This is a genomic window from Streptomyces griseoviridis, from assembly GCF_005222485.1.
Lineage (GTDB): Bacteria > Actinomycetota > Actinomycetes > Streptomycetales > Streptomycetaceae > Streptomyces > Streptomyces hintoniae.
The window spans coordinates 6,555,501-6,575,255 of sequence record NZ_CP029078.1; the positions used below are offsets into that span (position 1 = coordinate 6,555,501).

Consider the following 19,755-nt stretch of genomic DNA (forward strand, 5'->3'; position numbering starts at 1 on the left):
ACCTGGTACTCCCGCACGGGGACCGGTCGTGCGGCACGGTGTCGATCCCGTGCCTCGTGGAAGTGCTCTCCACCACCGGTGATCCGCTTGAAGGCTTACGCAGCGGCGTAGTTGAGTGTCGGTGTTGGCAGCGGAGACGCCGATCAAAAGGGGCAGACCGGTCCGCTCGGTGATCAAGTGCAGCTTCGAGTGCGCGGTTCTGGCGCGGGCCTCGTCGGCGACGACCCGCCAAGCTCCACGGCGACAGAGGGCACGACTACGGCCACCCGCGCCGATGGCCGCGCTCGCGGAACATCGCCCCCGCGCATCGCTCGCAAGGGCATCGAACCCTCCCGGCGGCTGAGCCGTCACCGCTGGACTGTGGAGAGAACGGTGGCCTGGCTTCCGGACGCCGCCGCTACGAGCGCGAGGCGGCCCGCTTCCTCGCCTTCGTCGGCATCGCGGTCGGCCTCATCTGCTGTCGCAGGCTCGGCGGCCTTGCCCCGCGGTAATTCGATGGCGCGTGCGGAACGGTGTGTCCACTCTGGTCACCGTGGCAGAACCCAAATACCAGATTCGAGCCCTGCACACGGACTCCACGGTCACTGTCTACCAGGCGTACACCCCGGAGATTGGCCTCTCGGCGGCCCAGGAAGGCCGTTTCCCCGCCCTGTGGCAGCGGGACCGGATGACATGGATCAAGCCGTCGTTCCTGTGGATGATGTACCGCTGCGGGTGGGGCACCAAAGAAGGACAGGAGACCGTCCTCGCCGTCGAGATCTCCCGTGACGGCTTCGAGTGGGCACTCGAACACGCCTGCCTGTCCCATTACGAGCATGGGCTCCACGCCGACCGTGCCACGTGGAAGCGCCTGTCGAAGCGGGCTCCGGCCCGGGTGCAGTGGGACCCCGAACGCGACCTGAGCCTTCGGCCACTCGCCTACCGGTCGCTCCAACTCGGCCTCGCCGGCGAAGCCGCACGACTCTACGCCGATGAATGGACCGTCTCCATCACCGACGTCACATCGCTCGCCCACACGATCCACGCGCAGATACGAGACGGAGACCTGGACACCGCACGGCAACTCCTGCCCCGTGAACGTCCCTACCCCGTGAGCGACGGAGCCCTGACTCATCTACGTCAATGAGCCCGTTTGCCGATCGAGGTGACCTCTACGTCGAGGCCGGACCGGAATGACCCGGTGGGTCTTGTGGCGCGGTCGGCAGGTTCGTGTTCCTTGTCGTCATCCTGTAGGCCGTGTCGCAGATGGAGGTGCGACCACGGATGGGTTGAGGCGGGCGAAGCCCTCCTGGCGTTGGTAGGGGAAGTAGGGGTAGGGCGCTGTTCTGTCGCTCGCCGCGTCGAGTTTGGCCGTCTGGTCGGGTGTGAGTGTCCAGCCGACGGCGCCGAGGTTCTGGCGGAGCTGGTGCTCGTCACGGGCGCCGATGATGACGGAGGAGACGGTCGGCCGCTGGAGCAGCCAGTTGAGGGCGATCTGCGGAATGGTCTTGCCGGTCTCCTGGGCGATCTCGTCGAGGGCGTCGACCACGCGGTAGAGGTGTTCGTCCTCGACCGGCGGGCCGTAGTCCGCGGTGCGGTGCAGGCGGCTGTTGGCCGGGAGCGGTTGGCCGCGACGGACTTTGCCGGTGAGCCGTCCCCAGCCGAGCGGGCTCCAGACGAGGGCTCCGAGTCCCTGGTCGAGCCCGAGGGGCATCAGCTCCCACTCGTAGTCGCGGCCGATGAGCGAGTAGTAGACCTGATGGGCGACATAGCGCGGGTGACCGTATCTCTCCGAGATCGAGAGGGACTTCATCGCCTGCCAGCCGGAGAAGTTGGAGATGCCGAGGTAGCGGACCTTCCCCGCGCGTACGAGGTCGTCGAGTGTGGCCAGGACTTCCTCGATCGGCGTGTCGGCGTCGAAAGCGTGCAACTGGAACAGGTCGATGTGGTCGGTGCCGAGCCGGCGCAGGGCGTCCTCGCACGCGGTGATCAGGCGCGAACGGGAGGAGCCCGCGTCGCCCGGTCCGTCACCCATCGGCAGGCTGGTCTTGGTGGACACGATCACCTGGTCCCTGCGCCCTTTGATCGCTTCGCCCAGCACCTCCTCGGAGGCCCCGCCGGAGTAGACGTCGGCGGTGTCGAACATGGTGATCCCGGCGTCCAGGCAGATGTCCACGAGACGGCGTGCTTCGCGCGCGTCGGTGGTGCCCCAGGCACCGAACAGCGGTCCTTGGCCGCCGAAGGTGCCGGCGCCGAAGCTCAGTGCTGGGACCTTGAGGCCGGATGCGCCAAGCCGTCTGTACTCCATGGCTGTTCCTCTCTCGCCGCCCGACTGGCTAATGGGCTTGCAGTTCCGTTAGTGTTTCCTCAACGTAGCAGGTGTGAGCGATTAATGAAACTGGAGTCCCGTTATGGGGTTTGAGGGTGCGGATCCCGGGACCGTCCGTCCTGGCGGGCGTACGGCGCGGGTGCGGGAGTCGGTGCTGCGAGCGGCTGGGGACGCCCTGGCGGAGCAGGGCTTCGCCCGACTGGACCTCGCTGACGTCGCGCGCCGCGCCGAGGTGGGCAAGACCACCGTCTACCGCCGCTGGGGAACGGTGACCGGCCTGGTGGCCGATCTGCTGCTGGACATGGCCGAGCAGTCGCTGCCGCGCACCGAGACCGGCTCACTGCTCGGTGACCTCACGGCCAACGCCCGGCTCGTGCAGCGCACGTTGGCCGATCCGCGGCAGGGAGCGCTGTTCAAGGCGGTGATCGCCGCCGCCACCTGCGAGGCGAAGACCGCCGAGGCCCTGCACCGCTTCTACGACATCCGCGTCAACGAGTGGGCGCCCTGCGTCCAGCAGGCCATCGACCGGGGCGAGGTGCCCGAAGGCACCGATGTCCACGAGGTCGTCCGCGCCGTCTCCGCCCCCCTCTACTACCGTCTGCTGACCAGCGGCGACCGCCTCGACGAAGCCGCCGCGGACCGAGCCGCCACGGCCGCCGCGGCTGCGGCGCGGGCGGGAGCGTATCTGCGGGGCGACGCAGGTCGCGCTTGACCGGCTTTCCACGGCCGTCGCTGCGCGCGGCCCGTTGTCACCGTCACCGTCACCGTCACCGTGCCCGTCACCGTCCCCGTGCTCGTCTCCGTCCCCCACCCCGTCCGTGATCTCCGGGGGCGTGGTCCCACCGGAGGGGAGCGCAGGCTGGCCGGGCCCGCCGGCGTGGGGAATTGGCTGTGTGTCAGATGGGCCGATGATCTAGCGTTGCGCTGTTCTCTGGGGAGGGGATGTGCGCATGGTGCGTGGGGGTCGCTGGGCTGTGCTGGGCATAGCGGCGGTGTTGACGGTGGCGGGGTGTGGGCATCGGGCGGCGGAGCACAAGCCCAGGTTCGAGAGCGCGGAGGAGTTGCCGGAGTCGCTGCACAAGGACGGCACCACCATCCTGGTGGGCGATCCGGGCTCGGCGGTGGTCGTACGCCTGTACGAGGATCCGCGCTGCCCGGCCTGCGAGATGTTCGAGACGGCCGGAGGCTCCCCGGATCTGCGGGAAGCGATGCTGGTCCGCCGAGCGAGAACCGAGTACACCCTGGCGTCTTTCCTCGACGACAAGGTCGGGGGCAGCGGCTCGAAGAGGGCTGTCAACGCCCTGCGCGCGGCCCTGGAGGAGGGGAAGTTCGTCGAGTACCACGAGGTGCTCTACGCCCACCAGCCCGAGGAGAGCGACGACGGTTACACCGACGCCTATCTGCTGGAGTTGGCCAGCGAGGTAGACGGTTTGCGCGGCCCGGAGTTCGACTCGGCCGTGAAGAGCATGAAGTACCGCTCCTTCGTGGCGGCCTCCGAGCAGGCGTACGAACAGGCCGGAGGCGCCCAGGACCCCAGGGGGCCGGGGACGCCCACCGCTGTGATCAACGGCAAGCGGATTCCGCTCGAGTACAACGGCCTTCTTGACGGTGGGATCTTCGCCAGGCTGCTGCAACAGATCCATGACAAGCCCGGTGAGTGGGACCGGACCTTTCTGCCTCGCCGTAGTGAGTAACCGTCGTGCCGTCAGCGGGTGTTGGCGGGCCTGATGCTCTGCCCGCCGGCTCGGCCCGGCCCGGCTGTGTGCCGGACGTGGGCGCGCGGATGGGTCGGCTGGTCAGTCGAACGGCTCAAGCGGGCCCTGCGGCGGCATCGCCGCCAAGCTGCCACATCTCGTAGTTCCCGCATTCCGCCGTGATCTCGGCCGCTGACCGGGCCGCAGTGACGAAGTCGTCCACCACCGGCGAGGTGCGCGATGCCGCCACCGCGAGGCACACCTGTTCGTGCGCCAGTTCCGGGATGGGCACATAGGCGATGTCCGGATGCGAGTAGAACACGGACGCCGAACGGGCCAGGAAGGAGATGCCCCGCCCGGCCGCGACATGCTCAAGCGTCTCGTCCACCCCGCGCACCGGGTACCCGGCGTCAGGGTGCGGGCGCCTGGTGGGCTGTGTGCTCGGGTCACCGTGCCAGACCAGCGGTTCGCCGGCCAGGTCGGCCTCCGTGACCTCCTCCTTGTCGGCGAAACGGTGTCCTGCGGGCAGTACCGCTACCCGCGGCTCGGCGTACAGCGGGGTGACGCGCAGACCGGCCTCGTCGATGGGCAGCCGCACATAGCCGACGTCGATGCGGCCGTCGAGCAGCATCGCGGCCTGGTCCTCCGCCTCGATCCGCTGTACGTCCACGACGACGTCCGGGTGCCGGTCCTCGAACCTCCGCGCCGCCGGGGTGACCGGGACGCCGGCCCGGAAACCGACCATCAGCCGCCGGTTGCCGCGGGCGGCCGCCGACACCCGGCGTCGGACCGCGTGCGTCGAGGCGAGCAGCGGACCGGCGTCGGCCAGCAGTTGCCGGCCCGCGTCTGTCAGCTCCACTCCGTGGCGATCCCTGGTGAACAGCGAGGCGCCGAGATCCTGTTCGAGCGCGCGAATCTGCCGGCTGAGCACCGGCTGCGCGATGTGGAGTTCATCCGCGGCACGGCCGAAATGCAGCTGTTCGGCCACGGTGACGAAGTAACGCAGTTTGCGCAGATCCAGATCCATCGCTACTCCCGGCCTGGTGATGCCTTCAGGGTATCACCGCGACTTCAAGAGGTCTTGGACACCCACTCGGGCCGATGGCAGGCTGAGACAGAAGATTGAAGGCGTCCAAGCGAATTGGATTCACCGGATCGACCTGTGCAATCCACCTCTGAAATCGATTCATGGGTTCGGCCCGTGAATTCGAGTCAAGATTTGATCATAGATACTCACGGTAGATTCGAGCTCGGAAAGCAGGAAACCGATGAGCGGCATCAGCATTGTCGGAACGGGGAACATGGCCCGCGCACTGGCCGGCCGGGCGCTCGCCGGCGGTAACGCCGTCGAGATCATCGGACGCGATCCCGCCAGGGCCGAGGAGTCGGCCGCCTCGCTCGGCGGCGCCACAGTCGGGGCGGTCGGGACCGCTCCGGCCGGGGACATCGTCGTCCTCGCCGTGCCCTACGCCGGAGCTGCGGCGTTGGTGAGGGAGTACGGGGACGCGCTGCGCGGCAAGGTCATCGTCGACGTCACCAACCCCGTAGCCGCCGACCTGCGGGGATTCGTCGTCCCCGACGGCAGTTCCGGCGCGCAGGAGATCGCCGGGGCGGCTCCCGAGGACGCGCGTGTCGTCAAGGCGTTCAACACCGTGTTCTCGCACGTTCTGGCGGCAGGGCCGGCCGAGGGTCGCCCCCTGGACGTCTTCATCGCCGGCGACGACGCCCAGGCGAAAGCGCGCGTGTCGGTGTTCGTCGAGAGCATGGGGCTGCGCCCCTGGGATATCGGGGAGCTGTTCATGGCGCGGGCGCTGGAGAACGTCGGCCTGCTGGAGTTGGGTCTCATGAACCACTCCGTCAAGCACACCAATTTCTCCCTCGGCGTCACTCTTCTCGGCTGAGCGACACTCCCTAGCACTACCTTTTCCGTGCCGCATCTGTGTCAGTTCGCGCACGGCGGGAAAGGGTTCATCACCTACCCTCACAAGGACCATCACATGCGCGTTTTCGTCACTGGAGGGACCGGTCATTCCGGTTCGTACCTCATTCCCGAACTCATAGCCGCCGGGCACGAGGTCACCGGCCTGGCCCGGTCGGACGCCGCCGCGGCGGCCGTCTCCGCGCTCGGTGCGAAGGCGCGTCGCGGCGACCTCCAGGATCTCGACGGGCTCAAGGAGGCAGCCGCCGACTCCGACGGCGTCATCCACCTCGCGCACAGGCAGGATCTGCTTCCCTCCGGCGGACTCGACGCCGTGGCCGCCGCGGAGCTCCCGATCATGCTCGCGTACGGCGAGGCACTCGCGGGAACCGGGAAGCCGCTGGTCACGGCGGGAAGCATCGGCTCACCCGGGAACCTGGGGCGGCCGGTCACCGAGGAGGACCCGGCCCTCCCCGCGGGCGATGAGCACAGGGGCACGCTGCGGGTCCGCAACGTCGTGGAAAGGGCCGTCGTGGGCCTCGCCGAGCAGGGGGTGCGGTCCTCCGTCGTGCGGATCGCCACCATCGCGCACAGCACGACCGATCGGGCCGGCTTCCTCCCCACGCTGATCGCGCTCGCCAAGGAGAAGGGGTTCGTCGGCTACCCCGGAGACGGCGCGAACCTCTGGAACGCCGTGCACATCCGCGACGCCGCCACCTTGTTCCGGCTGGCCCTTGAGGCGGGGCCGGGCGGCGCGTACTGGCACGCGGTCGAGGACGGGGGCATCCCGTTCCGCGGCCTCGCCGAGGCCATCGCGAGCCGTCTCGGCCTGCCCGCCGTGAGCGTTCCCCGCGATGCCCTGATGACGCCGGGGTACTTCGGGTTCCTCACGAACATCGTCACGCAGAGCTACCCGGCGTCCAACCTCATCACCCGCAGGACCCTCGGCTGGGAACCCACCAGACCCGGCCTGCTCGCCGACCTGGACAACGGCCATTACTTTGCGGCCGGTTGACGGCGTGAAACCGGATCGTGGCGGGCTCAGTAGCGGCAAGTTCCGGACGCCCTGCTCGTGAAGGCCGCGGTAGCCGAATTCATCCAATCCGTCGGCTACGGCGTGGTGGAAGCGGGGACGCTGACCGACAGTTGGCGGCAGGCGACGGGCACGCCGGTGTGGGGAACACCGTACGGGCCGTACGCGGACAAGAGGGGCCGGCCGGTCGGTGAGGGCACCGTCCGCGCGGCGCTGGCCACCGCGGCGCTGGCCACCGCGACGCTGGCCACCGCGGCGCTGGCCACCGCGACGCGGTGACCGTCAGTGGGCGGGGGCCGTGGTGCGGGTCGGCCGGATCGGAATCCGGGGCACGGCCGTCCAGTGCCTCAGCCCTCCGCCGGGTCGGCGGCTCGCGGTACGGACAGGTGGAAGCATGCCCCGAGGGTTCTCGGGGCCAGGGTCAGGGTGCCCTGGTGGCGGTGGGCCAGGTCTCGGGCTATGGCGAGGCCAAGGCCGGTGCCGCCTTGGTCGCGGGAGCGGGCGTCGTCGAGTCGGACGAAGCGCTCGAAGACGCGTTCGGCGTCCGCGGCGGGTATGCCCGGTCCGTCGTCGTGCACCGTGAGGACGACCCGGTCGTCCTCGTTCCGGACGGTGATCTGGATGCGGTGTGCGGCGTGGCGGGCCGCGTTGTCGACGAGGTTGCGCAGCAGCCGTTCGTACGCGTCGGGGTTGCCGCGGGTGTACGCGGGGGCGGTGCTGTCGCAGGTCAGGGTCAACTGCGAGTCGGGCAAGGGGTATTGCTCGGTCAGTCGGGAGGCTGTGGCCGTGAGGTCCACGAGTTCGGCCTCGGCTCTGCCCGGGGCGCGGGTGTCGAGGCGGGCCAGGAGCAGCAGGTCCTCGGCGAGAGCCTGGAGGCGGCGGGTCTGGCGGGCGGCGGTGGTCGCCGTGGCGGGCCAGTCGGCGCGTTCCGGGTAGGCGAGCGCCACTTCCAGGCTGGCCAGCAAGGTGGTGAGGGGGCTGCGCAGTTCGTGGGCGGCGTCCGCGACGAACCGGCGCTGGCGGGCCGCCGCGTCGTCGAGGCGTTGCAGGGTGGCGTTGATGGTCGTCGCGAGGGCGGTGATCTCGTGTCCGGTGGCGGGGACGGTGACGCGTTCGCGGGGGTCGCTCGCGGTGACCGAGGCGGTGAGGGCGCGGATGGCCTCGACCGGCCGGAGCGCGACACGGACGGTGAAGTAGGCGGCGGCCGCGATCAGTACGAGGCTGACCAGCCCGGCCCGCAGGAGCACGCCGTCGGTGGTCTCGGTGATCTTCTCGGCTGTGCGCGGGAGCACCACCACGTAGACCCGCAGCCTGGCGTCGGCGGCCACGCCCAGCTCGGCGGCCTTCTCGCCGCCCAGTGCGGCGGCGCCGATGTCGGCGAACATGACCGTGTGGGTCCCGCCGGCCAGTCCGAGCCAGTCCCCGTTCGACGGGGACTTGTGGTCCCCGCGGTCCGGTATGCGGAGGGGGCGGATCGTCAGGAGTCCGGGCTCCCGGGTCTCCGACGGGACGGGCAGCACATGGCGGGTGCCGGGATCGAGGCCGTCCATGCCGCCGCCGTAGGCGACAGCGGAGCGTCGGCCGCTCGCGACGACCTCGTACGGCAGGGTGCCTGTGGGGTCGGGAACGGCACCCTGGCGCAACTGCGCGCAGAGGGACCAGAGTTGCCGCTCGGCCTGTTCCTCGGCGATCCGCGTGCCCTGACGGTGGACGTCGTGGTGCACCCACCAGCCGGTGCCGGCCAGGATGACGGCGGCGGTCGAGGCGACGGCCAGCGCCGTGCGGGCCCGTACCGAACGCGGCCACCAACGGCGGTGCGGCTCAGTCGCGTTCACGGTCGTCCACCAGTCGGTAGCCGGTACCCCGTACGGTCTGAAGGGACTGCCGGTGGAACGCCGCGTCGACCTTCTTGCGCAGGGCGCTGACGCGCGCCTCCACCAGGTTGGGGTCCAATGCCTCGTCGGGCCAGGCGTGGTAGAGCAGGTCCGCCTTGGAGACCGCCTGCCCTGCCCGGCGGGCCAGCAGCTCCAGGACGGCGAACTCCCTTGGGGTGAGTTCCACCCGGGTCCCGGCCCGGCGGCAGACCCGGGCCGCGACGTCGAGTGAGAGGTCGCCCACGGCGAGGACGGGCGGGGCGACCGGGGCGGCTCGTCTGACCAGGGCCCGCAGCCGTGCGACGAGCACCAGGTAGGAGAAGGGTTTGGCCAGGTAGTCGTCGGCCCCCGTGTCCAGGGCCTCCGCCTGGTCCCAGTCCCCGTCCTTGGCGGTGAGTACCAGGATGGGGGTCGCGTTGCCCTCCCGGCGCAGCTGGGCGCAGACCTTGTAGCCGTTGAGCCCCGGCAGCATCAAGTCCAGTACGACCAGGGCGTATTCGCCGGTCCTGGCCATCCACAGGCCCTGCCGGCCGTCGTGGGCGAGGTCGACGCTGTAGCCCTCGGCGGTCAGGCCGGTGTGCAGGGTGCGGGCGAGGTCCTTCTCGTCCTCCACGACCAGGATGCGCATGGGAGGCAGCCTCGCACAGCGCCTGGCCGCCTTCCTGATCGGCCGGTCAGGTCGGGTCAGCGGACCGTCAACTCGGTGCGGGCACGGTGGCGGAGTCCCTCGCCGCCGCTGAAAGGCCCTGCTGCCGATGTCCGTTGACGTACGTGGTCCCGCCGTCGCCGAGACGGCCTCCCCTCCCGCGTCCGCCCGTCGACCGTCGCCGGGTCGGGCCACAGCCGTCGTCGTCATCGCGCCCGCGGTGCTGACCGTCGCTCTGGGGCTCTGGGGCATCCGCAGGCAGAACACGATGTGGGGCGACGAGTCCGTCACCTACCAGCTCGCGCGCCGCGACCTCGCGCAGATATGGCTCACCGCCCAGCACGTCGATCTGGTCCACGCGCTCCACTACGCCGTGATGCACGGGATCTTCGGACTCTTCGGCGGCGGGCTGTTGACGTTGCGGCTGCCGTCCGTGCTGGCGATGGCCGTGGCAGCGGCCGGAGTCGGCCTTCTGGGGCTGCGGCTGGCGGGGGCCCGTGCCGGGCTGTCGGCCGGGCTGGTGTTCGCGCTCCTTCCCCAGGTGCAGAAGTACGCGCAGGAGGGCCGCTCCTACGCCATGGTCTGCGCCCTGGTCACCTGGGCCACCTACGCGCTCGTGGTCAGCGTCGCGCGGCGCGCCCGGTGACGGTGGGCGGTCTACGGCTTCACGATGCTGCTGGCCTGCCTGCTCCATGAGTTCGCGGTCCTCGCCCTGGTCGCACACGGCGTCACCCTGGTCGTCTCGCGGGTTCCGCGACCGGTGCTGGCGGCGTGGAGCGTGGCCGCCGCCTGCGTCGTGGCCGGGCTGCTGCCGCTGGCGATCCGCAGTGCGGGGCAGTCGGGGCAGGTGTCCTGGATCGGCGGCCCGGTGCGGCTTCCGGGGTTCCTGGCCGCGGTCGTCGTGGGCCTGGCGTGTGCCCGACCGCACCTGGGGGCGCGGGGGCCTGTGCGGCTCGCCGCGCTCGCGGTGCCGATCGTGGTGCTCCCGGGCCTTCTGCTGCTGGTCGCCTCGCTTGTCAAGCCGCTTTTCGTCGACCGGTACGTGCTCTACAGCAGTATCGGGATCGCCTTGCTGGTGGGCGCCTGGACGGATCACTTCCACCGGCTGCGACGGTCCTCCCGCATCCCGTCGGTCGCGGTGGTCGCCGTACTGGCCGCGCTCGTCCCGCCGAGCCTCGCGCTGCGGACGCCCCAGAGCCGGAGCAACGACGTCACCGCCCTCGGCGCCGCCGTGCGCGAGGCGGGTCGGCCCGGCGACGGGCTGCTCTATCTCTCCGGCCGGTACCGGTTCCTGACCGCGGCCGACCCCGAGGACACGCGTTCTCTGACAGACCTCGCCCTGGCGCGGGACGCCGTCTCCTCCCACACGCTCGCGGGGGTCGAGCTTCCCGCCGACGTCATCGCGGCCCGCATGCTGCGATTCGACCGGATCGTCGTGGTCCGTGGCCCGGCGGGCGCCGACGCGCTCACCGGGCCACAGGAGGAAGCGAAGACCGGCACCCTGCGACGGTACTTCCGCGAGCGCACCACAACTCAGGTCACCGGCCTACGAGTTACCGTCTACGTCCGCGACCGCGGCCCGTCCCGGAGGGGCGGCCCTGGATCAGGCGACGGGGGAGGGCACGGGTAGCGTCTCGCCGCTCCTGCTGGCCAGGAGCGGCGCGCCGGGCCGTGGGGCGTTGACGTTCCGCGCGCGAGAAGCAAGGGCGCTGGCCCCGCCGAGGGAGCCGGGCTCGCGCGGCCGGCGGCCGGGCTGTGCCGTGCCGCACGCGACAGGCCCCGCCCCCGCCTCTGGCGTCACGGTGTGAGCAGGACCTTGAGGGCCTCGCGCCGGTCCATCGCGCGGTAGCCTTCGGCCGCCTGTTCCAGGGGCAGGGTGCGGTCGAAGACCCGGCCGGGGTCGACGGTGCCGTCCAGGACGGCGGGCAGTAGCTCCTCTAGGTAGGCGCGGACGGGGGCCGGGCCGCCGGTGAGCGTGATGTTCGGGCCGAAGAGGCTGCCGAAGCCGACGGGGGCCTCCTCGTACTGGGGGACTCCGACCCGGCTGATGACGCCGCCAGGGCGTACCGTCCCGACGGCCATCTCGTAGGCGGGCAGATGGCCGACGGCCTCCAGGACGGCGCGGGTGCCGTGGCCGCCGGTGAGGTCGCGGACCCTGGCGATGCCCTCCTCGCCGCGTTCGGCGACGACGTCGGTGGCGCCGAAGTACCGTCCCAGGTCGGTGCGTTGCCGGTGACGGCCCATCAGGATGATCCGCTCGGCGCCGAGTTGCTTCGCGGAGAGCGCGGCGAGCAGTCCGACGGCGCCGTCCCCGATGACGGTGACCCAGTCGCCCGGCCGCACCCTGGCCTGGTGGGCGGCGTGGTAGCCGGTGCCGTAGACGTCGGCGAGGGTGAGCAGGGACGGCAGGAGCGCCTCGTCCACGTCGTTCGGGAGCTTGACCAGGGTGCCCTGCGCCTGCGGGACGCGGATCGCCTCGGCCTGGGCGCCGCCGACGCCCGCGGCGAAGAAGCCGCCGTCGGGGCACGACGTGTGCAGGCCCGCGCGGCAGAACTCGCAGGTGTTGTCGGCGAACGCGAAGGGCGCCACGACCAGGTCGCCACGGCGGAAGCCGGAGACCTCGGACCCGGTCTCCTCGACGGTGCCGAGGAACTCGTGCCCCATCGGCACCGGCCCCTCGGCGGCCGTCAGGGAGTGGTACGGGTGCAGGTCGCTGCCGCACACGCAGGAACGCAGCACGCGGACGATCGCGTCGGTGGGCTGCTCGATGACCGGGTCCGTGGCGTCCTGGACGCGGACGTCGCCTGCTTCGTACATGAAGGTGGCCCGCATGGGACAACTCGCTCTCTAATCAGGGGTGTTCGCCGCTCCGCCGCCCTGACTGGCGGTGCCGGGGCGCGGCTCTCTCTGCCCCGGCGCCCGGTGCTGCTCGCCCGTGCCGCCGGACGGGTCAGTGGCGACGGGTGCGCGGGGCGTTGTACTGCTCGTCGGTGATGTGCTCGAGCCAACTCGTCTCGGGCCGGTCGTCGCCCGGCGCGGTGCCCTCCCAGAGGGCGAGGTGCTGCATGAAGCGGTCCTCGGTGGCGCCGTGCCAGTGCTCCTCACCGGGCGGGCAGGTCACCGTCTCGCCGGGGTGGGCCTCGTACACGACGCCGTCGCGGGTGCCGATCAGGGCGACACCGGCGGTGACGTGGAGTGTCTGGCCGACGGCGTGGTGGTGCCAGGCGGTGCGGGCGCCGGGCGCGAAGCGCACCATGTTGGCCCGGATGCGGGAGGGCTCCTGACCGGCGTGGACGACGTCGAACCAGACGTCCCCCGCGAAGCAGTCGGCGGGTCCCTTGCCGGTGGGCACGGGCTTGACGAATCTCATGCGGTTCTCTCCTCGGAGTGGGTGGAGCCGGCCGGGTCAGGCGTGCGGGCGGTCACGGGCGCACCAGCGTCTTCAGGGCCTCGCGGTCGTTCATGGCGCGGTAGCCGTCGGCGATGTCCTCCAGGGCGACGGTGCGGTCGAAGACGCGTCCCGGCGCGATGGCACCGTCGAGGATGTGCGGCATCAGCTCCTCGATGTACGCGCGGGCCGGGGCGACCCCGCCGGTGAGGGTGATGTTGCGCAGGAAGTCGGCGAAGCCGAACGGCACGTCGGTGAACTGCGGCGCGCCGACGCGGCTGACGGTGCCGCCGTCGCGGACCACGCCGAAGCCCTGCACCAGCGCGTCCTTCAGGCCGACGCACTCCAGGACCCTGCGGGTGCCCTCGCCGCCGGTCAGCTCGCGGACCCGGGCGACGCCCTCGTCGCCGCGTTCGGCGACGACGTCGGTGGCGCCGAACGTCAGGCCCAGGTCGGTACGGGAGCGGTGGCGGCCCATCAAAATGATCCGCTCGGCGCCCAGCAGCCTGGCGGAGATCACGGCGGAGAGGCCGACCGCGCCGTCCCCGATGACGGTGACCGTGTCACCGCGGCCGACGCCCGCGGTGCGGGCCGCGTGGTAGCCGGTGCACAGCACGTCCGACAGGGTCAGCAGGTCGGGCAGCAGCTCGGAGTCCTCCGCGACGGGCAGCTTCACCAGCGTTCCGTCGGCGAGCGGCACCCGGGCGGCCTGCCCCTGCCCGCCGTCGACTCCGTCCACGCCCCACTGGCCGCCGTGCGGGCAGGAGGTCTGCAGGCCCTCGCGGCAGTAGGCGCAGGTGTTGTCGGCCCAGACGAACGGGGCGACGGCCACGTCGCCGCGCTTGAGGGTGCGCACGTCGGCGCCGGTGTCCTCGACGACGCCGAGGAACTCGTGGCCCATGTGACGGGGCGTGTCGGTGGGCGCGAGCGACTTGTAGGGCCACAGGTCGCTGCCGCACACGCAGGACAGCACGATCCGCACGACCGCGTCGGTGGGCTGCTGGATCGTCGGGTCGGCGACGTCTTCGACGCGCACGTCTTCAGCCGCGTACATCAGAGTGGCTCGCACGGCGGTGCTCCTTGACGGGGGAGGGGGCGGGGCGGTTCAGCGCGGTTCGAGACGGAGGGTGGAGGCGCGGGCCCGGTCGGTCAGGACGTGCTCGACGATGCTGGTGTACCGGCCGTACTTCTCCCGGTACGCGGCGTCGACGTCCCCGTACTCGTCCGGGTCGGCGTCGCGGAAGGCGACGTCGGCCCGGACACCGCCGGCCGCCACCCGCCCTCGGTCACGGGAGCGGGCACCCCGGTACCAGGGGCCGTCGACGCCCTTGACCGAGCGGACGTAGAGCCGGTCACCGGCCCGCACCACCCACATCGTCACGGGGGCGCGGAGCGTGCCGTCGCCGCGCTCGGACTCCAGGGCGAGTTCCTCCGCCGCGCCGATGCCGTTCAGGTCGGAGTCGTTCCAGCTGGTCATGGGGGTCACCTTCGGTGGACGGGAGTGCGACGGCACTCCGTGGGCGGGGGAGGGCGTCAGGCTTCCGGGATGGCGCGGCCGAAGTCCGCGAGGGTGACGGCGGTCGGCTCGGGCCCGCCGCGGTGGCCGGTCTCCAGCGCGTCGAGGGCGGCCAGCTCGTCCGCGGTCAGCGTGAAGTCGAAGACGTCGATGTTCTCGGCGATGCGCTCCCGCTTGGTCGACTTCGGGATGACCGAGCGGCCCTGCTGGAGCCCCCACCGCAGCAGCACCTGGGCCGGGCTCTTGCCGTGCGCCTCGGCGATCCGGGTGACGGCCGGGTCCGCCAGGACGCTCCTGCGGTGCTCGCCGTAGCCCGGGTAGAAGGTGATGCCGCCGATGGGGGACCACGCCTGGTTGAGGATGCCGTGGGCGTCGTCGAAGTCGAGGACCGCGCGCTGCTGGAAGTAGGGGTGGATCTCCAGCTGGTTGACGGCCGGGACGACGGTGGTGGCGTCGAGCAGGGCGGTCAGGTGGTCGACCATGAAGTTGCTGACGCCGATCGCGCGGACCCTGCCGTCGGCGAGGAGCTTCTCCAGGGCGCGGTAGGCGTCGAGCGTCCGGTCGAACTCCGACGGCAGCGCCTGGTGGAGGATGAGCAGGTCGATACGGTCGAGGCCGAGCTTGGCGGCGCTCTTGTCGAAGCCGTGCAGGGTCTCGTCGTAGCCGTAGTCGCTGATCCAGATCTTCGTCTCGACGAAGACGTCCTCGCGGGGCACCCCGGAGTCGCGCAGCGCCTCGCCGACCTCGCGTTCGTTGCCGTAGGCGGCGGCGGTGTCGATGTGCCGGTACCCGAGGTCGAGGGCGGCCGTGACGGCGGCCTTGGTCTCGTCCGGCGGGGTCTGGAAGACCCCGAGCCCGAGGGCGGGCATCTCGACGCCGTTGTTGAGGGTGAGGGTCTGCATCGGAGGGCCTTTCTCGTCCTTGTGCGTCCTGGTAGGTGATCGCCGTGCCCGCGGGTCCGGGTGGTCCCGTGGAGCTGCTCCGTCCGGGGGAACGGCGGACCGCCCGCGGCGGCGTCCGGTGGCGGTCCCGCCCCGCGAACCGTGCGGGCACGGTGCCTCCTCGCGTCGGCGGCCGGCGGTCCTGACCCGGTCCCGGGCCGCCAGTCTCCGGCTCTCCCCAGGTAACTGCATGTCGGAGGCGGTGTGGGAGTCACTGATCTTCCAGGTACTGGCAGTACCTCGCAGGCTCGCCCCGGCGGACCTACGGTGGAGAGGCCGCCGTCACGCGCGGCCGACCGGAAGGAGCCCTTGTGCCCGAGAACCCGGTGACGCCGCCGGACCCACGGCCGAGCCGGTGCCGGGGACACCGCCCCGAGGACGCCCCGCCCACCGCCGCACGGCCCCGGCCGGACACGAGCCCGCCCCGCACCTGCCCCGTCCCCGCCCGCACCCGCCCGCTCCCGGCCGAGTCCGATCCGGGCGTGGCCGAGTCCGATCCGGGCGTGGCCCACGACGACACCAGGACCTGAGCATGGCCGACGACATCAAGAAGGACGTGGCCGCCGAGGTGCGCGAGTTCCTGAGCACCCGGCGCGCCCGGATCACCCCGCGGCAGGCCGGGCTCCCCTTCCACGGCGGGAACCGGCGCGTCGCGGGGCTGCGCCGGGAGGAGGTCGCCCTGCTCGCGGGGATGAGCGTGGACTACTACGTCCGGCTGGAGCGCGGGAACCTCGGCGGCGCGTCGGACTCCGTTCTCGAAGCCCTCGCACACGCCCTGCGACTCGACGAGGCCGAGCGCACCCACCTCTACGACCTCGCCCGCGCGGCCACACCGTCCGGACGGCGGCCCACCGCGACCTCGTCACGGATCAGGCCGACGATCATGCGCCTGCTCGACTCCATGCCCGAGGTGCCGGCCTACGTCCGCAACGCCCGCTTCGACGTCCTGGCCGCCAACACACTCGGCCGGGCCCTGTACGCGCCGGTCTTCGACTCGCCGCTGTTCGCGCAGCGCGGGCCCGTCAACACCGCCCGCTTCATGTTCCTCGACCCCGCGAGCAGGGACTTCTGGTCCGACTGGGACAAGGGGGCCGACGACGCGGTCGCCTTCCTGCGCACCGAGACGGGACGCTCGCCCCACGACCGGCTCCTGACCGATCTGGTCGGCGAACTGACCACGCGCAGCGACGACTTCGCGCGGCGCTGGGCCCGGCACGACGTGAAGTTCCACCGCTCGGGGGTGAAGCGGCTCCACCACCCGCTCGTCGGCGAACTCGCGCTGCCCTACGAGGCGATGGAGCTGCCGTCCGACCCGGGCCTGCGGCTGAACTTCTACACCCCCGAACCGGACTCCCCGGAGCGGCAGGCGCTCGGCCTGTTGGCCAGCTGGACCGGTGCGGGCACCGCCGTCCCCGCGGTGGACGACTGACCACCACACGATCGAGGAGAACCCCCCGCCATGCAGTACCGACCGCTCGGCCGCACCGGAGTCCAGGTCAGCCCGCTCTGCCTGGGCGCGATGATGTTCGGACCCTGGGGCAACCAGGACGAGGCCGACTCCGTCCGGGTCATCCACCGCGCCCTCGACGCGGGCGTCAACTTCGTCGACACCGCCGACGTCTACTCCGCGGGCGTCTCCGAGGAGATCGTCGGCAAGGCGCTCAAGGGGCGCCGCGACGACGTGTTCCTGGCGACCAAGTTCTTCATGCCCATGGACCAGGACGACCCCAACCAGCGGGGCGGCTCACGGCGGTGGATCATCCGCGAGGTGGAGAACTCCCTGCGCCGCCTGGGAACCGACCACATCGACCTCTACCAGGTCCACCGGCCGAGCCCCGACACGGACGTCGCCGAGACCCTCGGCGCCCTCTCCGACCTCGTCCACCAGGGCAAGATCCGCTACCTCGGCTCCTCGTCGTACTCCGGCTCGCAGATCGTCGAGGCCCAGTGGACCGCGCGCGAACGGCACCTGGAGCGGTTCGTGACCGAGCAGCCGCCGTACTCGATCCTGGTCCGCGGCGTCGAGGAGGACGTGCTCCCCACCGTGCGGCGCCACGGCATGGGCACCCTCACCTACAGCCCGCTCTGCGGCGGCTGGCTCTCCGGCCGCTACCGCAAGAACGCCACCGAGGGCCCCGCCTCCGCCGCCCGCCCCCAGGCCCGCTTCGACATGAGCACCCCGGCCAACCAGCGCAAGCTGGACGCCGTCGAACAACTCGCCGCGCTGGCCGCGAAGTCCGGCCTCTCCCTGATCGAACTGGCCGTCGCCTTCGTCCTCAACCACCCCGGCGTCACCTCGGCGATCATCGGCCCGCGCACGATGGACCAACTGGAGGCGTTCCTGCCGGCCGCCGACGTGACCCTCCCGACGGACGTACTCGACGCCATCGACGAGATCGTGGCCCCCGGGGTGACGGTCAACCCCGTCGACAACAGCTACGGGGACTTCGAGCTGCGGGGGGATCAGCGGCGGCGGTGAGGGGGGCGTCCTGCGGCGATGTGGGGCATCGTGGAGGTAGCGGTTGTCGACGGGGGGTGTCGGACCGGCCGCCCGCGCGGCACCGACCGGCACCGTCAAGGCGCCCCGCCCTCACTCACCCCCGAACCAGGCCGAGTTGGGTGGTGGCCGCGGTGACCGTCTGTGCGAGCAGGACCGCGATGGTCATGGGGCCGACTCCGCCCGGGACCGGTGTGATGAGGCGGGCGCGGAGGCGGGCGGTGTCGAAGTCGACGTCGCCGATGTTGCCCGGGTTGTACCCGGCGTCGATCACGACGGCCCCCGGCTTGATGTCCTCGCCCCGGATGAGCCGGGGACGGCCGACGGCCGCCACGACGATGTCCGCCTCCCGCACGGTCGCCGCCAGATCGCTCGTGCGGGAGTGGCAGTAGGTGACGGTGGCGTCCCGGGCGAGCAGGAGCATCCCGACGGGCTTGCCGAGGATGGCGCTCCGGCCCACGACCACGGCGTGCCGGCCCGCGGGATCGACGTCGTACTCGTCCAGCAGCCGCATGATCCCGCCCGGCGTGCACGACGCGAAACCGGGCAGTCCGAAGCTCATCGCCCCGAAGGAACTCATGGTGACCCCGTCGACGTCCTTCTCCGGGGCGATGGCCTCGAACGCCGCCCGCTCGTCGATGTGCGGGCCGCAGGGGTGCTGAAGCAGGATGCCGTGCACTCCGGTGTCCCGCGAGAGCGACCTGAGGGTCTCCACCAGCTCGGCCGTCGTCGTGGCGGCGGGCAGGCTGACGAGCCGGGACTCGATGCCCGCCTTCGCGCAACGGGCCCGCTTCATCCGCACGTAGGTGACGGATGCCGGGTCCTCACCCACCAGCACCGTCGCCAGGCAGGGCGTCGCACCGGACCGCCGGGTGACCTCCGCCGCTCGGTCCGACGCTTCCTCGACGACGCGTCGGGCGAGGCCGGCGCCGTCCATGAGCTGTGCGGTCCGTGTCCGGGACATGGTCGCCTCCAGGCGTCGTTGACCACTCGCCCAGGCGCACGGCATCGACCGGTTCGGCGGGCCGCTCCCCGGTGGTGCTCCACCTCAGCGCCAGTCACGGCCCGCACGCCACTCTAGTGGGGTGTCCCCGCCGAGCGGCGGCTCGCTCCGCCGGCCTTGATCACCCCCCGGTCCGCTGATTGGCTGGGCGGCATGACCGACCTCGGAACCGTCGCCTGGCCGCCCGCATCGATCAGGACCGGGCGGCTCGTCGTCCGTGAGCCCGAGGCCCGGGACCGGGCGGCGGTCGTCGAGCTGTTCGCCTCGCCCGAGGTGCACACCTACCTCGGTGGCCCCCGGGGACGGGACGACATCGAGCGGGAGATGCCCGCGGCGCCCGAGCGGCGCCCAGGACGTTTCGTCGTCGAACGTGACGGAGCGATGATCGGACAGGTCACGCTCACCGAGAACACCCGGCACCGCTGCCCGGTCGCCGTCGGGAAGGCCGATCTCGGCTATCTGTTCCTGCCGCGGGCGTGGGGATTCGGCTACGCGGCCGAGGCGTGCGCCGCCGTGCTCGGATGGTTCGACGGTGTCCTCCCCGATGAGCCGGTGGTGCTCGCCACCCAGACCGCCAACCTCCGCTCGATGCGCCTCGCCGCGAAGCTGGGATTCGGCGAGCTGGAACGGTTCCACGCCTGGGACGCCGAACAGTGGCTCGGCCTGCGCTCCCCGGTCACGCCCGCCGGGTCAGGGGACGTCGAGGGTGACCGGGGCCGCCATGGCGGGTGAGCGTGTGGTGGCGCCGACCGCCTGGCCGTTGACGCGCGCCGTGATCACGAGGCGCCGGGCGGAGACCGCCCGGGAGCCGACGGTGAGCAGGGAGAGGTCCACCGGCGACACGGGCGGCCCGGGAGCGGGCGGGCTCCCGCTTCCACACGCGGCCACCGCGGCGAGCGCCGCGAGAACGGCCGCCAGCCGTGCGTGCCTCAACATC

At 71.6% G+C, this 19,755-nt stretch carries 20 protein-coding genes, 2 pseudogenes and 1 riboswitch; of the genes and pseudogenes, 11 read left to right on the forward strand and 11 right to left on the reverse strand.

Annotation, left to right across the window (positions count from 1 at the left end; genetic code table 11):
- Positions 1-203: 203 nt before the first annotated feature.
- Together DDJ31_RS39360 and DDJ31_RS28415 are read left to right on the forward strand one after the other, a co-directional pair.
- Positions 204-491: pseudogene (locus tag DDJ31_RS39360) on the forward strand (IS5/IS1182 family transposase); the annotation flags it as partial.
- Between the two features lie 41 nt (positions 492-532).
- A complete protein-coding gene (locus DDJ31_RS28415) occupies positions 533-1,126 on the forward strand; it encodes a DUF4291 domain-containing protein (RefSeq protein WP_127177541.1) in 594 nt (197 codons plus the stop codon).
- A gap of 96 nt (positions 1,127-1,222) precedes the next feature.
- On the opposite strand, the gene DDJ31_RS28420 is transcribed toward DDJ31_RS28415, so the two are convergent.
- Positions 1,223-2,287, reverse strand: coding sequence for an aldo/keto reductase (locus tag DDJ31_RS28420; RefSeq protein WP_127177540.1), 1,065 nt, complete (start codon positions 2,285-2,287; stop codon positions 1,223-1,225).
- A 103-nt stretch (positions 2,288-2,390) separates the two neighbouring features.
- Here DDJ31_RS28420 and DDJ31_RS28425 point away from each other — a divergent pair, with 103 nt between their 5' ends.
- Both DDJ31_RS28425 and DDJ31_RS28430 read left to right on the forward strand, forming a co-directional pair.
- Complete coding sequence (locus tag DDJ31_RS28425; protein WP_127177539.1) at positions 2,391-3,020, forward strand: TetR/AcrR family transcriptional regulator; 630 nt, start codon at positions 2,391-2,393, stop codon at positions 3,018-3,020.
- A 238-nt stretch (positions 3,021-3,258) separates the two neighbouring features.
- Entirely contained in the window at positions 3,259-4,002 is a 744-nt protein-coding gene (locus DDJ31_RS28430; protein WP_127177538.1) for a DsbA family protein, read from the forward strand.
- Between the two features lie 115 nt (positions 4,003-4,117).
- Here DDJ31_RS28430 and DDJ31_RS28435 read toward each other — a convergent pair whose 3' ends face one another.
- Positions 4,118-5,029, reverse strand: a complete 912-nt coding sequence (locus tag DDJ31_RS28435; RefSeq protein ID WP_127177537.1) for a LysR family transcriptional regulator — start codon at positions 5,027-5,029, stop codon at positions 4,118-4,120.
- A gap of 241 nt (positions 5,030-5,270) precedes the next feature.
- On the opposite strand from DDJ31_RS28435, the gene DDJ31_RS28440 reads away from it, so the two are divergent.
- From DDJ31_RS28440 to DDJ31_RS28450, 3 genes are all read left to right on the forward strand, one after another.
- A complete protein-coding gene (locus DDJ31_RS28440; RefSeq protein ID WP_127177536.1) occupies positions 5,271-5,903 on the forward strand; it encodes an NADPH-dependent F420 reductase in 633 nt (210 codons plus the stop codon).
- Positions 5,904-5,999: 96 nt separating this feature from the next.
- Complete coding sequence (locus DDJ31_RS28445; RefSeq protein WP_127177535.1) at positions 6,000-6,935, forward strand: SDR family oxidoreductase; 936 nt, start codon at positions 6,000-6,002, stop codon at positions 6,933-6,935.
- A 57-nt stretch (positions 6,936-6,992) separates the two neighbouring features.
- Positions 6,993-7,232: a hypothetical protein gene (locus DDJ31_RS28450; protein WP_240678055.1), complete on the forward strand. Its 240-nt coding sequence runs from the start codon at positions 6,993-6,995 to the stop codon at positions 7,230-7,232.
- Between the two features lie 68 nt (positions 7,233-7,300).
- Here the strand turns inward: DDJ31_RS28450 and DDJ31_RS28455 are convergent, their stop codons facing one another.
- Complete coding sequence (locus tag DDJ31_RS28455) at positions 7,301-8,788, reverse strand: sensor histidine kinase (protein ID WP_127177534.1); 1,488 nt, start codon at positions 8,786-8,788, stop codon at positions 7,301-7,303.
- Positions 8,775-9,455, reverse strand: coding sequence for a response regulator transcription factor (locus DDJ31_RS28460; protein ID WP_127177533.1), 681 nt, complete (start codon positions 9,453-9,455; stop codon positions 8,775-8,777). Before DDJ31_RS28460 ends, DDJ31_RS28455 begins: the two co-directional genes overlap by 14 nt.
- Positions 9,456-9,582: 127 nt before the next feature.
- On the opposite strand from DDJ31_RS28460, the pseudogene DDJ31_RS28465 reads away from it, so the two are divergent.
- Positions 9,583-11,103 (forward strand): annotated as a pseudogene (locus DDJ31_RS28465) (glycosyltransferase family 39 protein).
- Between the two features lie 167 nt (positions 11,104-11,270).
- On the opposite strand, the gene DDJ31_RS28470 reads toward DDJ31_RS28465, so the two are convergent.
- The 5 genes from DDJ31_RS28470 to DDJ31_RS28490 form a co-directional block, all read right to left on the reverse strand.
- Positions 11,271-12,305 carry an alcohol dehydrogenase catalytic domain-containing protein gene (locus tag DDJ31_RS28470; protein ID WP_127177532.1) on the reverse strand — a complete coding sequence of 345 codons (1,035 nt, stop codon included), beginning with the start codon at positions 12,303-12,305 and terminating at the stop codon, positions 11,271-11,273.
- Between the two features lie 118 nt (positions 12,306-12,423).
- A complete protein-coding gene (locus DDJ31_RS28475) occupies positions 12,424-12,843 on the reverse strand; it encodes a (R)-mandelonitrile lyase (protein WP_127177531.1) in 420 nt (139 codons plus the stop codon).
- Between the two features lie 52 nt (positions 12,844-12,895).
- Complete coding sequence (locus tag DDJ31_RS28480) at positions 12,896-13,930, reverse strand: zinc-binding dehydrogenase (RefSeq protein WP_127177530.1); 1,035 nt, start codon at positions 13,928-13,930, stop codon at positions 12,896-12,898.
- A gap of 36 nt (positions 13,931-13,966) precedes the next feature.
- Positions 13,967-14,338 (reverse strand): DUF2255 family protein, encoded by a 372-nt coding sequence (locus tag DDJ31_RS28485; protein ID WP_127177529.1) that lies wholly within the window; start codon positions 14,336-14,338, stop codon positions 13,967-13,969.
- Positions 14,339-14,394: 56 nt separating this feature from the next.
- A complete protein-coding gene (locus DDJ31_RS28490) occupies positions 14,395-15,279 on the reverse strand; it encodes an aldo/keto reductase (RefSeq protein ID WP_127177528.1) in 885 nt (294 codons plus the stop codon).
- A 571-nt stretch (positions 15,280-15,850) separates the two neighbouring features.
- On the opposite strand from DDJ31_RS28490, the gene DDJ31_RS28495 reads away from it, so the two are divergent.
- Positions 15,851-16,747, forward strand: a complete 897-nt coding sequence (locus tag DDJ31_RS28495; RefSeq protein WP_127177527.1) for a helix-turn-helix transcriptional regulator — start codon at positions 15,851-15,853, stop codon at positions 16,745-16,747.
- 30 nt (positions 16,748-16,777) lie between these two features.
- Positions 16,778-17,797 carry an aldo/keto reductase gene (locus tag DDJ31_RS28500; protein ID WP_127177526.1) on the forward strand — a complete coding sequence of 340 codons (1,020 nt, stop codon included), beginning with the start codon at positions 16,778-16,780 and terminating at the stop codon, positions 17,795-17,797.
- A gap of 115 nt (positions 17,798-17,912) precedes the next feature.
- Here DDJ31_RS28500 and DDJ31_RS28505 read toward each other — a convergent pair whose 3' ends face one another.
- Entirely contained in the window at positions 17,913-18,779 is an 867-nt protein-coding gene (locus DDJ31_RS28505; RefSeq protein ID WP_127177525.1) for a bifunctional 5,10-methylenetetrahydrofolate dehydrogenase/5,10-methenyltetrahydrofolate cyclohydrolase, read from the reverse strand.
- 21 nt (positions 18,780-18,800) lie between these two features.
- Positions 18,801-18,887, reverse strand: a riboswitch (ZMP/ZTP riboswitch).
- An 84-nt stretch (positions 18,888-18,971) separates the two neighbouring features.
- On the opposite strand from DDJ31_RS28505, the gene DDJ31_RS28510 reads away from it, so the two are divergent.
- Entirely contained in the window at positions 18,972-19,550 is a 579-nt protein-coding gene (locus DDJ31_RS28510; protein WP_127177524.1) for a GNAT family N-acetyltransferase, read from the forward strand.
- Here DDJ31_RS28510 and DDJ31_RS28515 read toward each other — a convergent pair.
- A complete protein-coding gene (locus tag DDJ31_RS28515) occupies positions 19,509-19,754 on the reverse strand; it encodes a hypothetical protein (protein ID WP_127177523.1) in 246 nt (81 codons plus the stop codon). The genes DDJ31_RS28510 and DDJ31_RS28515 overlap by 42 nt on opposite strands.
- Position 19,755: the final 1 nt, after the last annotated feature.

What these genes read in the sequence shown, in the direction of transcription:
- DDJ31_RS28420 (WP_127177540.1), bottom strand. Translation starts at nt 2,287, where the DNA reads ATGGAGTACAGACGGCTTGGCGCATCCGGCCTCAAGGTCCCAGCACTG.
- DDJ31_RS28425 (WP_127177539.1), top strand. Translation starts at nt 2,391, where the DNA reads ATGGGGTTTGAGGGTGCGGATCCCGGGACCGTCCGTCCTGGCGGGCGT.
- DDJ31_RS28430 (WP_127177538.1), top strand. Translation starts at nt 3,259, where the DNA reads ATGGTGCGTGGGGGTCGCTGGGCTGTGCTGGGCATAGCGGCGGTGTTG.
- DDJ31_RS28435 (WP_127177537.1), bottom strand. Translation starts at nt 5,029, where the DNA reads ATGGATCTGGATCTGCGCAAACTGCGTTACTTCGTCACCGTGGCCGAA.
- DDJ31_RS28440 (WP_127177536.1), top strand. Translation starts at nt 5,271, where the DNA reads ATGAGCGGCATCAGCATTGTCGGAACGGGGAACATGGCCCGCGCACTG.
- DDJ31_RS28445 (WP_127177535.1), top strand. Translation starts at nt 6,000, where the DNA reads ATGCGCGTTTTCGTCACTGGAGGGACCGGTCATTCCGGTTCGTACCTC.
- DDJ31_RS28460 (WP_127177533.1), bottom strand. Translation starts at nt 9,455, where the DNA reads ATGCGCATCCTGGTCGTGGAGGACGAGAAGGACCTCGCCCGCACCCTG.
- DDJ31_RS28470 (WP_127177532.1), bottom strand. Translation starts at nt 12,305, where the DNA reads ATGCGGGCCACCTTCATGTACGAAGCAGGCGACGTCCGCGTCCAGGAC.
- DDJ31_RS28475 (WP_127177531.1), bottom strand. Translation starts at nt 12,843, where the DNA reads ATGAGATTCGTCAAGCCCGTGCCCACCGGCAAGGGACCCGCCGACTGC.
- DDJ31_RS28485 (WP_127177529.1), bottom strand. Translation starts at nt 14,338, where the DNA reads ATGACCAGCTGGAACGACTCCGACCTGAACGGCATCGGCGCGGCGGAG.
- DDJ31_RS28490 (WP_127177528.1), bottom strand. Translation starts at nt 15,279, where the DNA reads ATGCAGACCCTCACCCTCAACAACGGCGTCGAGATGCCCGCCCTCGGG.
- DDJ31_RS28495 (WP_127177527.1), top strand. Translation starts at nt 15,851, where the DNA reads ATGGCCGACGACATCAAGAAGGACGTGGCCGCCGAGGTGCGCGAGTTC.
- DDJ31_RS28500 (WP_127177526.1), top strand. Translation starts at nt 16,778, where the DNA reads ATGCAGTACCGACCGCTCGGCCGCACCGGAGTCCAGGTCAGCCCGCTC.
- DDJ31_RS28505 (WP_127177525.1), bottom strand. Translation starts at nt 18,779, where the DNA reads ATGTCCCGGACACGGACCGCACAGCTCATGGACGGCGCCGGCCTCGCC.
- DDJ31_RS28510 (WP_127177524.1), top strand. Translation starts at nt 18,972, where the DNA reads ATGACCGACCTCGGAACCGTCGCCTGGCCGCCCGCATCGATCAGGACC.
- DDJ31_RS28515 (WP_127177523.1), bottom strand. Translation starts at nt 19,754, where the DNA reads ATGTTGAGGCACGCACGGCTGGCGGCCGTTCTCGCGGCGCTCGCCGCG.